13 protein-coding genes, 1 tRNA gene and 1 pseudogene are annotated in these 14,714 nt (G+C 61.6%); 7 read left to right on the plus strand and 8 right to left on the minus strand.

Annotation, left to right across the window (positions count from 1 at the left end; genetic code table 11):
* Positions 1 to 7: 7 nt before the first annotated feature.
* A complete protein-coding gene (locus MPC4_RS20730; protein ID WP_174514205.1) occupies positions 8 to 829 on the minus strand; it encodes a hypothetical protein in 822 nt (273 codons plus the stop codon).
* 212 nt (positions 830 to 1,041) lie between these two features.
* Positions 1,042 to 1,542, minus strand: a complete 501-nt coding sequence (locus MPC4_RS20735; RefSeq protein WP_134492556.1) for an SH3 domain-containing protein — start codon at positions 1,540 to 1,542, stop codon at positions 1,042 to 1,044.
* A gap of 324 nt (positions 1,543 to 1,866) precedes the next feature.
* Between MPC4_RS20735 and MPC4_RS20740 the strand changes: the two genes are divergently transcribed.
* On the plus strand, positions 1,867 to 2,862 hold the full coding sequence (locus tag MPC4_RS20740; protein WP_174514206.1) for a 2-hydroxyacid dehydrogenase: 996 nt from the start codon (positions 1,867 to 1,869) through the stop codon (positions 2,860 to 2,862).
* A gap of 14 nt (positions 2,863 to 2,876) precedes the next feature.
* Here MPC4_RS20740 and MPC4_RS20745 read toward each other — a convergent pair whose 3' ends face one another.
* Complete coding sequence (locus tag MPC4_RS20745) at positions 2,877 to 3,524, minus strand: cation efflux transmembrane domain-containing protein (protein WP_174514207.1); 648 nt, start codon at positions 3,522 to 3,524, stop codon at positions 2,877 to 2,879.
* Positions 3,525 to 3,589: 65 nt separating this feature from the next.
* Between MPC4_RS20745 and MPC4_RS20750 the strand changes: the two genes are divergently transcribed.
* Positions 3,590 to 3,991 carry a MerR family transcriptional regulator gene (locus MPC4_RS20750; RefSeq protein WP_134490326.1) on the plus strand — a complete coding sequence of 134 codons (402 nt, stop codon included), beginning with the start codon at positions 3,590 to 3,592 and terminating at the stop codon, positions 3,989 to 3,991.
* 50 nt (positions 3,992 to 4,041) lie between these two features.
* Here the strand turns inward: MPC4_RS20750 and grpE are convergent, their stop codons facing one another.
* The 4 genes from grpE to MPC4_RS20770 form a co-directional block, all read right to left on the minus strand.
* Positions 4,042 to 4,617, minus strand: coding sequence for a nucleotide exchange factor GrpE (grpE, locus tag MPC4_RS20755; RefSeq protein ID WP_174514208.1), 576 nt, complete (start codon positions 4,615 to 4,617; stop codon positions 4,042 to 4,044).
* A gap of 138 nt (positions 4,618 to 4,755) precedes the next feature.
* Positions 4,756 to 7,557 (minus strand): [protein-PII] uridylyltransferase, encoded by a 2,802-nt coding sequence (locus tag MPC4_RS20760; protein ID WP_244629136.1) that lies wholly within the window; start codon positions 7,555 to 7,557, stop codon positions 4,756 to 4,758.
* A gap of 17 nt (positions 7,558 to 7,574) precedes the next feature.
* Complete coding sequence (gene gshB, locus MPC4_RS20765) at positions 7,575 to 8,621, minus strand: glutathione synthase (RefSeq protein ID WP_174514210.1); 1,047 nt, start codon at positions 8,619 to 8,621, stop codon at positions 7,575 to 7,577.
* A 119-nt stretch (positions 8,622 to 8,740) separates the two neighbouring features.
* On the minus strand, positions 8,741 to 10,087 hold the full coding sequence (locus tag MPC4_RS20770) for a TAXI family TRAP transporter solute-binding subunit (RefSeq protein ID WP_244629137.1): 1,347 nt from the start codon (positions 10,085 to 10,087) through the stop codon (positions 8,741 to 8,743).
* A 333-nt stretch (positions 10,088 to 10,420) separates the two neighbouring features.
* Between MPC4_RS20770 and MPC4_RS20775 the strand changes: the two genes are divergently transcribed.
* From MPC4_RS20775 to MPC4_RS20795, 5 genes are all read left to right on the plus strand, one after another.
* The gene (locus tag MPC4_RS20775) at positions 10,421 to 10,783 is read left to right on the plus strand and encodes an HdeA/HdeB family chaperone (protein ID WP_174514211.1); all 363 of its coding nucleotides are present in this window, start codon (positions 10,421 to 10,423) and stop codon (positions 10,781 to 10,783) included.
* 291 nt (positions 10,784 to 11,074) lie between these two features.
* A complete protein-coding gene (locus tag MPC4_RS20780) occupies positions 11,075 to 12,052 on the plus strand; it encodes a SphA family protein (protein WP_174514212.1) in 978 nt (325 codons plus the stop codon).
* A 140-nt stretch (positions 12,053 to 12,192) separates the two neighbouring features.
* Positions 12,193 to 12,269 (plus strand) — tRNA-Arg (locus tag MPC4_RS20785).
* 681 nt (positions 12,270 to 12,950) lie between these two features.
* Complete coding sequence (locus MPC4_RS20790) at positions 12,951 to 13,424, plus strand: hypothetical protein (RefSeq protein WP_174514213.1); 474 nt, start codon at positions 12,951 to 12,953, stop codon at positions 13,422 to 13,424.
* Between the two features lie 64 nt (positions 13,425 to 13,488).
* Positions 13,489 to 14,370 carry a DEAD/DEAH box helicase gene (locus tag MPC4_RS20795; protein ID WP_174514214.1) on the plus strand — a complete coding sequence of 294 codons (882 nt, stop codon included), beginning with the start codon at positions 13,489 to 13,491 and terminating at the stop codon, positions 14,368 to 14,370.
* A gap of 225 nt (positions 14,371 to 14,595) precedes the next feature.
* On the opposite strand, the pseudogene MPC4_RS21040 reads toward MPC4_RS20795, so the two are convergent.
* Positions 14,596 to 14,714 (minus strand): annotated as a pseudogene (locus MPC4_RS21040) (ATP-binding protein); the annotation flags it as partial.

Consider the following 14,714-nt stretch of genomic DNA (forward strand, 5'->3'; position numbering starts at 1 on the left):
GTCGGGCTCAGTCTCTTTTGTGCAGCAGATAGCCGATGAGATAGCCGACGGCCCCGGCGAGGAGCAGGGCCTCAAGAGGCTGCCGGCCGACGCGTTTGGCGAGATCCCTGCCGCCGCTCTTTAAGGCCTCCTCGGCGCGCCCGACCCCCTCATCGAAGGTTTCGGAGGCGGCCGCGCCTATTCCCCCCGCGGTTTCGCGGGCCCGGTCCAAAGCGTCGCTCGCCGCCGCCCAGGAGGCGTTCACGCCGTCGCTTATCCTGTCGTTTATTTTCTCTGCGATTTTGCGGGCATTGCCTTGAGCGGCTTCAACGCCCTCTTTTGTCGACTTTTGTACATTACGCGCAGTCGTTCGCAAGTTATCAGAAGCCGTATCCAAGTCATACGCAGCCATGAGGCGATCCCTTTTTGTGAAGATACGAATTGAAAGCGCGTCGTCTGAAAAGCAACGCTTATGAAAACTATCGTTTCCCCAACGATGCACATGGAACGTGCGAATCAGAAATCTGTTCCATTGCTGAAATCTTTCAGGCGCTTGGTGCGCGGCGCGGCGGTTGGCGGGCCGCACATTGTGTCTGTCGGTTGCTTGACCGCTTGAGAACGCAAAAGATAGGGTGATTCCCGCGCCGTTTTGGCGCGATTTTAGGCGGAAGGTTTCAAGATGCGCTTCTTGTTTGGAATTATCGTCGGCGTGTTGCTGACGATCGGCGCCGCCTATGTGTTCGATTCGACTCATAAAGGGGAAGGACCGGACGGAGCCGCCGAACGGACGATGGTTAATTGGGATGTCGTCCAGAATGAGCTGAAGAGCTTGTCGACGAACATCCACCAAGGGTGGGATCATTTAACCGGCCATAAGGACGGTTAGCGCCTTTTTCCGGTCCGCAGCCGTTGCAAATCGCTTCATCGGCAGAGCGCGGAATGCGTCTTGACGGGCTCGCATTCCGCCCCTAACTACTTGTTTTAACGCAGCATATTGTTGGAGAAGTCGCTCGGCTGTGGTCGATTGCGCTTTCGCGCCGGGGCGGCAGACCGTCGCCAGCGTCACTCGATCTTTTCGTTAGGATAGACGCCCCAGAGATTCGACTGCTGGATATATCCCTTGAAGCCGTCGCCCCACACCCGGCACCAGGCGCCATCGCAGCTGCGCACATTTGCAATGACGTTCGGCTGCAAAATCGCGGCTGTGGCCGATTGCGTGCTGGGTTTGTCATAAAGCGTTGAGTCGACGCCTTTTTTCCACGGCGTGACGAGAGCGGTGCGGCGTCCCGACAGCAGCGAATGGAGCACCCAGCCCTCCGTGCCTTCGGAATCGCGGACCTTGCGCCAGATTTCAAATTCGGCCGTGATCTCAACGGGAAGCCCGGCGCGCAAAAAGACCCAGATTGTCCGATGATCTTTCGAGGGACCTTCGTGGAGGTTCACGCGATCCGATTTAAGACTGACATAGCGCGGCACGGGCAGGCCGCTGGCTGAACCGGTCTGATCGGAGAGGGCGGGGCTCGCGGCGAGGCTCCAGCCGAGCGCGGCCGCGGACAGGGCCATGAGGCCGGTCAAAAAGCGTTTCGCCCTCACTGCGCCCAATCTTCCATTCTGTCCTGGTCCCTTGCAAACGCGCGAGCCGCTGCGGCGCGAACAGCTTCCCGCAAGACTGGCGAGCGTTCTTGTCTTTGACATGTCATCTGCTACGAAGACCCTGGCTTTGAGGCAAGCAGCCAAATGGAGCTTGTTTTTGTGCCGGTCGCGGTTAAAGCCGGGTGAAGAGGGGATGCTTTTCACCGCCCGCCCCCGCTGAACGGCGGGCCGGCGGCTCGCGATTGCCGCAGTTTGTGTCGAAAAGCGCATGGTTTCGGGAGGACAGGAAAGAGGATGGCCCGAAAAAAACCGCTCGTCATCGTCACGCGCAAATTGCCGGACGTCGTGGAAACGCGCATGTGCGAGCTTTTTGACGCAAGACTCAATCTTGACGACAAGCCGATGTCGCGTAGCGAACTCGCCGCGGCCCTGGCGACCGCCGACGTGCTCGTCCCGACCGTCACAGACCGCATCGACGTCGAACTCATCGGGCTTGCCGGCGAGCAAATGAAATTGATCGCCAATTTCGGCAATGGCGTGGACAATATCGACGTCGCCGCCGCCGCCGACCGGGGCATCACGATCACCAACACGCCTGGCGTCCTGACCGAGGACACCGCCGACATGACGATGGCATTGATTCTTGCCGTCGCGCGCCGGATCGTCGAAGGCGCGAAGCTGATCCCTTCCGGCGAATGGATCGGATGGTCGCCGACCTGGATGCTGGGGCGCAGGATCACCGGCAAAAGGCTCGGCATCGTGGGCATGGGCCGCATCGGCCAGGCGCTCGCGCGCCGCGCCAAAGCTTTCGGCCTGCAGATCCATTACCACAACCGCCGCCATGTCGCCTCCGCGATCGAGGAGGCGCTCGAGGCGACCTACTGGGAATCGCTGGACCAGATGCTCGCGCGCATGGACATCGTCTCGGTCAATTGCCCGCATACGCCGGCGACCTATCATCTGCTTTCGGCGCGGCGGCTGAAATATCTGCGCCCGCACGCCATCGTGGTCAATACGGCGCGCGGCGAGATCATTGACGAGGCGGCCCTGACCAAGATGCTGGAGACGGGCGAACTCGGCGGCGCCGGGCTCGACGTGTTCGAACATGAGCCGGCGGTGTCGAAAAAGCTGATCCGGCTCGCGGAAGCGGGGAAGGTGACCTTATTGCCGCATATGGGGTCGGCGACGACGGAGGGGCGCATCGACATGGGCGAAAAGGTCATCGTCAATGTCAAGATGTTCATGGACGGCCATCGCCCGCCCGACCGCGTGCTGCCCTCCATGCTGTAAGGGGGTCTGGGGCGTTATTCAGCCCTGGCCACTGCGGGCATGCTGTCGGTGCGCTGATCCCGCGCCGCGTGGCGCATAATTTCGGCCCCACCGCTGAGGCCAAGCAGGGCCATGATCGAGGCCACGATAATGTCGGGCCAGCCCGCTCCGGCCCCAAACACGCCTGCGGCCGCGAGGAGGACCGCAGCGTTGCCGATCACATCGTTTCGTGAGCAGATCCAGACCGAGCGCATGTTCGAGTCGCCGGTCCTGAAGCGATAGAGCAGCAGGGCGACGAATCCATTGGCGGCGATCGCCATAAGTCCAATGGCGCCCATGACTTCCGCCTCGGGAACTGCATGGAACAGAGCGTGCCAAACCGTGATCGCGATCACCCAGAGGCTGAACGCCATAAGCGTCGCCCCCTTGGCGAAGGCGGCGCGCGCCCGCCAAGTGAGGGCGAGGCCGGACACCATCAGGCTGATCGCGCAATTTGCCGAATCGCCTATAAAGTCGAGCGCGTCGGCCTGTAACGAAGCTGAATCAGCGGCGACGCCGGCGGCAATCTCGATCGAAAACATGGCGAGGTTGATCGTGAGCGCGATCCAGAGCGCTCGACGCCACTGCGGAGCGCCAGTCGTCTTGGCCGGTGCGCAATGCTCATTGTGGCAGCAGCCAGTCATATCGGTCTCGCCTTTGTTAGGTGAGCGCCTTATATGCACCCTGTAGTCACTACAGGGTCAACAGCATGGACGAACGACTGACTATCGGAACCTTGGCGCGACAGACGGGCGTGAAGGTTGAGACCATCCGCTACTATGAACGAATTGGGCTGCTACCGCCGCCAGCCAGAACGGTCGACGGCAATTACCGAAGCTACTCTGCCGCTGAGTTGAATCGCCTCAGCTTCGTCCGCCGCGCCAGGGACCTCGGATTCACCCTTGATCAGATACGCGCCTTGCTCGATCTAGCCGGCCAACACGATCACGATTGCGCCGACGTAGACGCCATCGCGCGGGAGCATCTGGATAAGGTGGAGCGAAAGATCGCCGACCTGACAGCGCTTCGCCATCAGCTGCGTGAGCTGATCGGAAGCTGCAGCCGGGGCGTTGTCGCAGATTGCCGGATCATCGACGCACTATCGCCGTGAATACCATTCAAGGGAACGCCCGATCACCGAAAACGGGGCAGCGTCCGGCTTCAGCCCTTCGGGCCGCCGCGCGAGACGCCGACCTTGGCCGGACGCAGCACGCGCTCGCCAATGACATAGCCCGGCTCGATCACCTGAACGACCGTGCCGGTCGGCACGCTCTCGTCTGGCTGCTCGAACAGCGCCTCGTGCAGATTAGGGTCGAATTTCTGCCCCTGCGGGTCGAGTTTTTTCACGCCATAACGCTCAAGCCTTGACGCGAAATCGCGGTCAGTCAGCTCAAGCCCTTCGATCAGGCTTTTGACGGCGGGCTCCGCCTTCGCCCGCACCTCCGCCGGCACATTGGCGATGGCGCGATGCAGATTGTCGGCGAAGGTCAGCATGTCCCGCGCAAAGGACGTAACGCCATAGGTTTTGGCGTCGGCGACTTCCTTTTCGGTGCGCCGGCGCAAATTCTCCATATCGGCGAGCGTGCGCAGAAGCTTGTCTTTCAACCCGGTATTTTCGAGCTGAAGATTTTCGAGCACGACAAAGGGATCCGGCTCGCCCGCTGGCTTTTGCGCAGATTCACTCACCGCCGCATTGACGTCGTCCGGATCGTTTTGCGTGTTCTCTATATCGTTCATGGGTCAATCTGCTGAAGGTAAAGACAGGCTGGATATCAGTTTTCCAGCGGTAAAAATCAAGCTTTTCGAAAAAGCCAAAAAATCATTGGCTCCAGAAAACCCCCGCCCAACTGCCGAGCTTGAGCTTAAGATGCGCGGTCAGCGTTTGCCGGCTTTGGGCGCAAGCTCCTCCTTCTGCGGCTCGAAAACCTTCAGGATCGAGCGGCGAATCGAGTCCTGCTGCCCGGCGCTCGCGATCTTCTCGCCATTGAGGTCGGTCACATAGAACACGTCGGCGGCTCTTTCGCCAAATGTCGCGATATGGGCGGAGCTGATGTTGAGATCGAGCCCGGACAGAGCCGTGGTCAGATCGAACAGAAGGCCCGGCCGGTCGAGGCCGGAAACTTCGACGACGGTCAGCCGGGCCGACAGCGTATTGTCGATCGTGACCTCTGGATGAACCCGGAACGTCTTCTGGCGGGCGCCTGGCTGGCCGCCGCCGCGCGCCGCCACCATCTCTTTGAGCTCGATATCGCCGGCCAGCGCCTTTTCGACCGCGTAAGCGATGCGGCTCGCGCGCCGCAGTTCGTCTTCATCGTAATCGAAGGCGCGCGACACCACGATCGTGTCGAGCGCCATGCCGTCGGTGGTCGTGAACACCTGCGCGTCGACGATATTCGCCGAAGAGGCGGCGCAGGCCCCGGCGATGACGGACAGGAGCTTTGGATGATCCGGCGCGATGACGGTGAGTTCGGTCACGCCGCGCGACGGATCGATGACGATATGCGTCACCGGGGCCGGCATCTCGACCTCGGTCATATTCAGCAATTTGGCGTGGAGGATCTGCTGCTCGAGATCGGCCTTGAGCCAATAGGCTTGCGGATGACGCTCCGCGTAGGCGACGAAATCGAGGTCCGTCCAGTTCGGCAGACCGCGGCGCAGCTCGAGCTGGGCCTGAGCGACGCGGCGGCGGCGGTCAATGGTCGAATGGCCGCCGGCGAGCACCATCTCGGTTTCCCAGTACAGCGTGCGCAGCAGCTCGGCCTTCCAATGGTTCCAGACGCCGGGCCCGACTGCGCGAATGTCGCACACCGTCAGGATGAACAGCATTTTCAGCCGCTCCAGCGTCTGCACTTTCTGCGCGAAAGTGGCGACCGTCTGGCGGTCGCCGAGATCACGCCGCTGCGCCGTATCCGACATGACGAGATGGTTCTCGATAAGCCAGGCGACGGTTTCGGTCTCCGCGTCGCTAAGGCCGAGGCGCGGACACACGACGCGCGCGACTTTTGCGCCAGCGGTCGAATGATCTTCAAGCCGGCCCTTGGCGACGTCATGCAGGAAAAGCGCGACAACCAGCGCGGTGCGATTGCTGATCGACAGCAAGATCTCGCTCGCGAGCGGATGTTCGCCGGAAAATCGCTGCTGCTCCAGATCCGCGAGATTGCCGACCGCGCGCAGAAGATGCTCGTCGACCGTATAGTGATGATACATGTTGAACTGCATCAACGCGACGATCTTGCCGAACTCCGGCACGAAACGGCCGAGGACGCCGGCTTCATTCATCAGCCGCAGCACGATCTCAGGCGTATTGCGGGACGTCAGCACATCGAGAAACAGCCTGTTGGCTTCGGGGTCGGCGCGCAACTTCGCGTCGATGCGCTTCAACGACCTGGTGACGAGCCGCGTGGCGTCGGGGTGGATCGCAAGCCCGTTGCGGTCGGCGACCCAGAAAAGCTTGACGAGATTGACAGGATTAGCGTCGAACGCATCCTCCGCAGCAACGGTCACGCGGCCGCTTTCAATGGCGAAATCGCCGGCGGTAATGGCGGTCGGCGTCGGCAGGAAGGGGCCGAAGCGGTCCAGCATGGCGTGCGGCTTTGCCTGCTTTTCCTCGAGCGCGGCGCAGACGATGGCGGTGAGATCGCCGACTTCCTTGGCGACCAGAAAATAATGCTTCATGAAGCGTTCGACGCTGGCGAGGCCGCCGCGCGTCGAATAGCCGAGCTGCGCCGCGATCTCGCGCTGATGGTCGAAAGTCAGCCTCTCCTCGGCGCGGCCGGTCAGGAAATGGAGATGGCAGCGCACGCGCCAGAGGAATTCCTCGCATCGGACAAAGAGCCTGTATTCGGCGCGCGAAAACAGGCCGGCGGCGACGAGCTCGGCGGGCTCGCGCACTTCGTAGACGTATTTGCCAATCCAGAACAGGGTGTTGAGGTCGCGAAGTCCGCCTTTGCCGTCCTTGACCTGCGGCTCGACGAGATAACGCGAGCGGCCGGCCTTGGCGATGCGGGCGTCGCGCTCGGCGAGCTTGGCGGCGACGAATTCGGCCGCCGTCCCATGCACGATTTCGCGCTCGAAACGCGTGCGCATGGCTTCGAAACGCGCGGCGTCGCCGAGCAGGAAACGCGCTTCGAGGAGGGCTGTGCGCACCGTGAAATCGCCACGCGCCTCGCTGAGGCACTCCTCGATGGTGCGGGTGGAATGACCGACCTTCTGGCCGAGGTCCCACAAAATATAGAGAATCGACTGAATAATGTTCTGCGTGCGCGCGGAAGCTCCTTCCGGCAGCAGAAAAAGGAGATCGATGTCGGACCCCGGCGCGAGGGTTGCGCGGCCGTAGCCGCCGACTGCGGCGATGGCGCAAGGGGGCTCCGTCTCCTGGCCCCGCGCCGGATGCACATAGGTCAGCACATAATGATAGATGGATTCGATCAATTCGTCTTCGATAAAGGCGAGTTGCCCCGCGCAGACGAGCCCGCTGCCCTTGGCTTCGAGCGCCCGCCGCGCGTGCTGCCGGCCATGGTCGAGGGCCTCGCGCAAAATCGCCAGAACCTGCGGCCGCCTCGCCTCGCCCGCCGCCTCGTCGGCATGCGCGGCCTTGATTTTGGCGCGCACTTTGGAGCGATCGAACAGCATCGCGGCGTTCGGAGCTGGTCCGCGCCGCGGTCGCGTGGGGGACATGGATTCGAGCATAGGCCTCAAAGGCTCCGATTAGGTTCTCCGGAGCGCGCCGCGCTTCGCAGCCGGTCTGGACTCCATCCCGATCGCGCATCCTCAAGAGGCGCGGCGATGTCATTGTTTCTGGCTTGCAGTCTCGCCTCAAACGCGTCCCAGGCGGCGACCGCGAGATCAGGGCCGCCGACGCGCTTGATCGCACGCACGCCTGTCGGCGAGGTGACGTTGATTTCGGTAAGATGTCCGTCGATGACGTCGATGCCGACGAGAACCAGGCCGCGCCGTTTTAGTTCCGGGCCGATCGTCGCGCAAATTTCCTTTTCGCGCGGGGTGAACTCCGTCGCGGCCGCCGCGCCGCCGCGCACCATGTTCGATCGAATGTCGTTTTCGGCCGGCACGCGGTTCACCGCGCCAAGGGCGAGGCCGTCGATCAGAATGATGCGCTTGTCGCCGAGGCTGACCCGGGGCAGAAACCGTTGCACGACCCATGGCTCGCGAAAACTCGCCGCGAATAAATCATAAAGCGACCCGAAGTTCGGGTCCTTGCGCGCGACCTTGAACACCGCCGCGCCGCCATGTCCGTAGAGCGGCTTCATCACGACTTCGCCATGCGTTTCGCGGAACGCCTCGATGGCTCTCTTGTCGCGGCTGATCAGCGTCGGCGGCATGAGATCCGGGAACTGCATGACGAACAGTTTTTCCGGCGCGTTTCTGACGCTGGCCGGGTCATTGACGACGAGCACATGCGCGGGCAGCAATTCGAGCAGATGCGTCGAGGTGATATACGCGAGGTCGAAGGGCGGGTCCTGGCGCAGCAGCACCACATCGGCTTCGGCGAGATCAACCGGCCTTGCCTCGCCCAATGTGAAGTGGTCGCCGGCGACGTCGCGAACCGTGAGCGGCGCCGCTTCGGCGATGACGCGGCCCTCCGACAGCGAAAGCTTGTCCGGGGTGTAATAGATCAATCTGTGCCCACGCGCCTGCGCTTCGAGGAGGAGGGCGAACGTCGTATCGCCGGCGACGTTGATTTTTTCGATCGGGTCCATCTGGACGGCGACGGTAAGCGGCATGGATTTGCAACCTTCGATCCCGGACAGCGGCGCTGGCGGCTCTGCTTGCTTGCAGGCAGACACGCCTCGATACGCCAAGTCAAGCCCGCCCCGTCGGCCCGCGCTTGCCTTGTCTTTCCTCAGTTCATCTTCTGCGCTGGCGCGGCCGCGGCGTCGGCGCGAGACGGCTCGTCGGCGGCGGCCCGGCTTTCCTTGAGAACCATAGCGCGCTGCTTGTCGATCGCATAGCGCGCATGGGCGATGGCGACGGCAAAGGCCGAGTTCTCGCCTCCGCCCGCGTTCCTTTTGACGAACCGGCCGACGATGCCGTTGAGCTCCGCCTCCAGCGGTTCGATCTCAGCCAGCTCTCGCGCCCGCAGCGCTCGATCCGCGAGGCCGATCAGACGATCGATCTCTGTCAGCTCCTCATTGGATTTACGTCGCCCCAGGCGGCCGATGAGAATGGCGACGAGAGATCCGATCGCGCTCAGCGCCATGCCCCCGATGTAAAAATAGCTCTGGAACTCGTCAAAAAAACTCTGCTCGCCATTGTTGAGATAGGCGGCGACGCCAGGATGGACGGGCAGGACCGGATTTTTTTCGTCCGTATCCGGCGCCTCGATCTGAGCGGCGAGCGGGGTCACCTGCATCAGCCTTGCCTTGGCGGTGAACAGAGATTGCGCGATAGCGCCGGCGACAATGTCGAACATGGTGTTCGGCGCGACGAACCGATAGGTGACCGCCAAGGTCGACACGGTGTCGTCGGGGATGGGCGGGCGCCCCTTGAAAGCGCCGGCGGGAACGTCGATTGATTCGAAGGCGGGAAAGCGCGAATGGATGGCGTCGGCCTCGTCAATGCCAAGGATTTTCGGCGAGGCCTTCATCGACGCCCTCACGGCGCTGACGACGTCGACGACCTCGCCCGGCCCCATCGGGCCGATGGCGAGCGCCGCCGCGATGCGCTTTTCGGCGAGCGCGGCGCCGATGCCGGCGATTGGCAGAAAGATCCGGCGAACGCTCTGAGCGGGAATATCATAATAGCTTAAGATCGTGTCGAGGGCGTGCTCGTTGTAGGACTGCAAAAGCCCCTCGGGTATGCCGATCGTCTTGCCGGCGAGGTCGGGAATCTTCTCAATCGAGGATTTGGCGGGCGTCACGACGGCGAACACGTCGCGGCGTAAAATCGCGATCGTCGCGCCATTGCTCGGGACGCCGGCGTCGCTGCGGATGATGGCGAGATCGGTCCGGTGATCCTCGATCGCCTTGGCGCTTGCCGCGAGATCAGGGACCTCGACGAGCTGAAGCCGCACGCGGGGATGCTGCGCCGTAGTGGTCGCTGCGAAAGCGGCCATGAAGCGGTGCGCCGGACTGCCCGGATTTCCGGTCGTGACGCGCAAGATCGCATGCGGCGCGACGAAATAATAGGCCGCCAAAGCGGCCGCAACGACGATCAGCAATCCTGCGGTCACCAGCAATGCAGGTCGCAATGAACGAATCCCCCCGGTTCTCGGCGCCAAACCAATCCATCATCCGAATAGGCGAGCCATTGTGCCCGATCATGCTTGGAAAGATCGTCATAATCCATGAAAGATTCGATTTTTCGGGCAAAAAGCGCAGTATTTTTGTGACGATCGAATAACAATCAATCAAAATCGCCCGTCGCTAGGCAGTGGTTACTCACAAGTTATTTGATCCAGACCTTGTTTCAGGCTTGCGCTTTGCAGTAGAATCCGAGGGGCCGGCGTTATCCGAGGAGGGGAGCGCCAGGCTTTAAGAACAATTTCCGCAATCGATTTTCATTTTGCCCAAGGAGAATAATAATGAAAAGAACCTGGTTCGCGACAGCGGCCCTCGCCGCGTGCCTCGTGACCGGCGCGAACGCGCAAGTCGCCACGCCCCTGAGTGCTTATGCCGACGCGGAAGGTTGGCTCGACGTGCAGACGCTGACATGCGCGCAGCTGGCGGGCACCTATCAGGAAGACGCGAACTACCTGACGGCATGGTACAGCGGCTGGTACAACGGCCTCGCCAAGAAGCATTACGCCAATATAGCGCGAGCCAGAGAGGCGGAACACGAAACAATCGTCTACTGCAAGGCGCATCCCGACGAGACCGTCATCAAGGCGCTCGGGCACATTATTGACGAATTCAGAGAAAAGAGAGGGATCGAGGTCTCGAAGTAAAAGTTCGCGCCGAAGGTAGTCATTCGGCGCACGCGATCCAGTAAACGCCCTAATTGCTGCAAATCGCGCAGTTCGAGGCGAAGGCGCCGGGATTTCTTGGGCGCCTTCGGTCTTAAGCCGCGTTTGCGCCGCGCTTTGCGGGCATACGGTGGTGAGGCTGTAGCTAATATGTAACGCATTATGTAATTCGTGACGATAAATTTCAACTTTTATTGAAATTCATTCGACAGTGGAAGGGCTCGCCGTAATATTCCCTGTCTACTTGAGATAATCCAGACATAAGGGCGCCGAATGAGGCGATCATCGCGCATCGCAGCCTTGTTCCTTGCCGCAGGCGGCCTCGCGCCGGCGCCGGCGAAGGCGGTGGAATACGGGCTGAGCAATTATCAACTCGGGCTGGTGCTTCCACTCGCCGGCTATACGCCGCCGCCAGGCGTCTATTTCTGGGATAACTTCTACCTCTATCAGGGCAGCGGCAATCTTTACCAGAACACGAAGATTAAAGACCCTTCGCGCGTTACTTATAACTTCGCGGCAAATATCTTTGTTTTCGCCTGGTTCACGGAGGCGACGTTGTTCGGCGGCGAGCTCGGTTTCGCCTATACCAGCGCCTATGCCTCGGAAACCACCACCGCGGTCGCGCCATTTACCGACACATTTGGCGTCAATCGACACGTCACCACTCAGCAATCCGTCGACAGTTATACCGACTCGGAGTTCAGCGCCATCCTCGGCTGGCAGGCGGGCGACCAGCATTGGAATTTGACCCTCAGCGGGTTTGTGCCGACCGGCAACTACGATGCCGCGCGGATCGCGCAAACGAGCCTCAACAGGCCAGCGCTCGATATCAAAGGCGCTTATACGTTCCTCAGCCTCCAGACTGGTCTTGAAGCGTCGGCGGCCCTTGGCGTGACGCTGAATGGCGTCAACTCCGCGACGAATTATCAGAGCGGCGCGGAGCTTCATCTCGAATGGGCGCTGGCGCAGCACCTGCCGTTTGGACTTTCCGTCGGAGTCGGGGGCTATTTCTATCAGCAGATCACCAATGACAGCGGCGCCGGCAATCAGCTTGGCTCGTTCAGGGGAAGGGTCGCGGCCATCGGACCGGTTATCACCTATACCCTCAAGGCGGGCGCGCAGCAGGTCAATTTCGACGCGCGCTGGTTCCATGAATTCGCCGCTCAGAACCGGGTTCAGGGGGACGGCATTTTTGCGACGCTTGGATTTCCGCTGCAGTCCAAGCCGTCTCCGGCGCTGGCGTCGCGATAGGGGCGCTTGCGAGGAATTTGCCTTGAAGGGCTCCGCAGCTATTGCCAGGCGGGCATTCAGTCGTTAAGTCTGCGTCGTCTTGCGGTCGCGCCGCGCCGCCGAGCTTCAGAGCCCGGTCCGCGCGGCTCCCGCTATGGCAGGCGCCCGTAGCTCAGCTGGATAGAGCACTAGACTACGAATCTAGGGGTCAGGAGTTCGAATCTCTTCGGGCGCGCCATCATTTCAATGACTTAGGGATCATCTGCTTCCGATAGGGATAATTTCGGAAGCATATCGGAAGCCCGAACCGGGTAGGGCGCGGCTCGGAGAAAGAAAGCGACGCATCGACCTTCCACGCGCCCATGGCCGTAGGATCGAAAGCGAGAGCGCCGCGAGCACTGCCGGAAACACGATCGCCGTTTGCCGGAAGCACGATCACAACCATCCATGGTCCCACGGTAGCAATCTATCGGCTGCCGGGCTCTGACTGGGTTGCTCTCGGCATTGTCGGCTGGTGACGCTCTCACCTTTCCACGCTCCCACCTTGATACGTTGGTATGGGTTGCTCCCCGTGGCGAGCGTCCACCTGAAACGGGAGGATTGATCCCTCCCGGCGCAGAATAGTTGGACGATAGCGGAATGGTTGGCCAGTCGCCCCGAGCACTGCGCATGCTCAGGGATCGCCCTGATGTCACATAACGACCTGATTATTATAGTAGTTCGTCTGAATCCGCCGCCCCATGTGGACCAACCCCCATCCGGCGCCGGCACCCTTCAGACGGTTTTCGCGGGACATGGCCCGTTTTGACGAACCATACGGGCCATGTTATGTTATTACATAACAAAATGGACTATGCCCGTGTCTCGACCTTGCAGCGTATGCACCCATCCTCGCCGTGCCGAGATCGACCGCGCCCTCGTGAAAGAGGTTGCCGAACGCACCTTGGCGAAAGACTTCGGCCTATCCCGCTCCGCCATCAATCGGCACAAGACCACCTGCGCCGGTCTTGCCAAGGTCGGAACGAAGCAAGTTCGCGAGGCGCGCCACGAAATATCGCGCGGCACCGTCGCCCTCGCCCTACTGCCGAGCCCGGAACAGCTCGCAGAGATGTATGCGGCGCTCGGCCAGCGCATCGACGCAATCGTCGAGGCTGCGGCCAAGCAAAATTCACTCACCGTCGCCCTGAACGGCCTCGGTCAGTTGCGGCAGACCTGGGATAGCGTCTCCCGCCTTGCCGGTCATACCCAGCCGCAACCTACGCAGGTAAATGTCAATGTCGCGATCAGCGCCGAAACCATCGCCGCAAATCTTGTCGAAGCGTTGGGCAACGGGAGGAGCGGGGGGATCAAGCAGATCGAAGCCATTGTCTGCGAGCCAGAGAGTCCCGACTAGCGCTGCCGGAGGCGCGCGCCAAGCGTCGGGAGCGGTCGAGAGGGTCCGCGCCGTTCTTGACGGTTTGCCGCCCGACGCTCGGAAAATAGCGAAGGGCGCGCTGAGGCTCGCGCTCTATCAGCAGGAGCCGGAAGCATGGGCGCGCCTTGCGCTCGGGCTCAAGCTCGATCCGTGGCAGCGCAAGCTCGTCGAGACGCCGCGCCGCAAGCGAGCAATTGCACTCGTCCATCGGCAGGCGGGAAAGACCACTGCCGCCGCCATTGCGACGGCGCATCACCTGAAGTTCGGACCCGCAGGCTCCACTTCGCTCGTGCTCGCCCCGACGCAGCGCCAATCAGGCGAGGCCATCCGCCGTATTCGCGGCTTCCTGCTCCATGCCGGGGCGAAATTGGCGATCGACAATGCCTTCTCCTTGCAGCTCGAAAACGGCTCGCGCGTGCTCGGTCTGCCGGGACAAGACGACGCGGCGATTCGCGGCCTGACGGTCGATGGCGTGATGGTGGTGGACGAGGCGGCGCGCGTCTCGGACGCGCTGTTTCAGGCGGCGATGCCGATGGTCTTGCGCCATGCGAGAACTGCGCGCGTCATGCTCCTATCGACGGCATGGGCCAAGGAGGGATTTTTCTACCGGCTTTGGAGCGACGGCGATCAGCGGGACTGGTTGAAGATCGAGGCGCGGATCGACGAATGCACCCATCTCACCCCTGCCGACGTCGAGCGGGAGCGCCGCGCCATGCCTGCCACCGTATTCGCTCGGGAGTACTTGAACATCTTCGACAGCCTCGAATCTCGTTTCTTCGCGCCCGACGCGATTGCCGCCGCCTTTGGCGACGTGCAGGGGCCGATGCCCGAAGCTGTGACCTTTGAAGGTAACGAGGCCGATCCAATCCTCGCTCGCACGAGCGCCTTCGCACGCAACCCTTTTGCCACGGGAGTTCGATTTTGAGCGCGCACCCTAAACCAAATCCGGATGATCCGTCGAACTGGCCAACGTCATCGGCAACGGCGCTCTGCATCGGGCTGGATATTGGCTTGGCGTACGGCGCATCGACGCTCCGGCACGAGTGCGGCGGCCGGCGAGAAACAGCTATTCCAGTCTTTGTCGACTTCCGCCGAGAATTGACCCAGGATTTCCATTGAGAACTGACCCGGCTTGATGATGATTTGTGGGTCAGGCGTTCGTCAAGTTTCGCGGTTTCTCCTTGGTGGATTTAGCGGGCTTCGCCGAGCTGTTTTTGAAGCGGAAGCTGTCATTTCCGGTTTCGAGGATGTGGCAGCGATGGGTGAGGC

The sequence above is a fragment of the Methylocella tundrae genome, from assembly GCF_901905185.1.
GTDB lineage: Bacteria > Pseudomonadota > Alphaproteobacteria > Rhizobiales > Beijerinckiaceae > Methylocapsa > Methylocapsa tundrae.

Coding starts and splice junctions, on each gene's coding strand:
- MPC4_RS20735 (WP_134492556.1), bottom strand. CDS start 1,542: ATGGCCCTGTCCGCGGCCGCGCTCGGCTGGAGCCTCGCCGCGAGCCCC.
- MPC4_RS20740 (WP_174514206.1), top strand. CDS start 1,867: ATGGCCCGAAAAAAACCGCTCGTCATCGTCACGCGCAAATTGCCGGAC.
- MPC4_RS20745 (WP_174514207.1), bottom strand. CDS start 3,524: ATGACTGGCTGCTGCCACAATGAGCATTGCGCACCGGCCAAGACGACT.
- MPC4_RS20750 (WP_134490326.1), top strand. CDS start 3,590: ATGGACGAACGACTGACTATCGGAACCTTGGCGCGACAGACGGGCGTG.
- grpE (WP_174514208.1), bottom strand. CDS start 4,617: ATGAACGATATAGAGAACACGCAAAACGATCCGGACGACGTCAATGCG.
- MPC4_RS20760 (WP_244629136.1), bottom strand. CDS start 7,557: ATGTCCCCCACGCGACCGCGGCGCGGACCAGCTCCGAACGCCGCGATG.
- gshB (WP_174514210.1), bottom strand. CDS start 8,621: ATGCCGCTTACCGTCGCCGTCCAGATGGACCCGATCGAAAAAATCAAC.
- MPC4_RS20775 (WP_174514211.1), top strand. CDS start 10,421: ATGAAAAGAACCTGGTTCGCGACAGCGGCCCTCGCCGCGTGCCTCGTG.
- MPC4_RS20780 (WP_174514212.1), top strand. CDS start 11,075: ATGAGGCGATCATCGCGCATCGCAGCCTTGTTCCTTGCCGCAGGCGGC.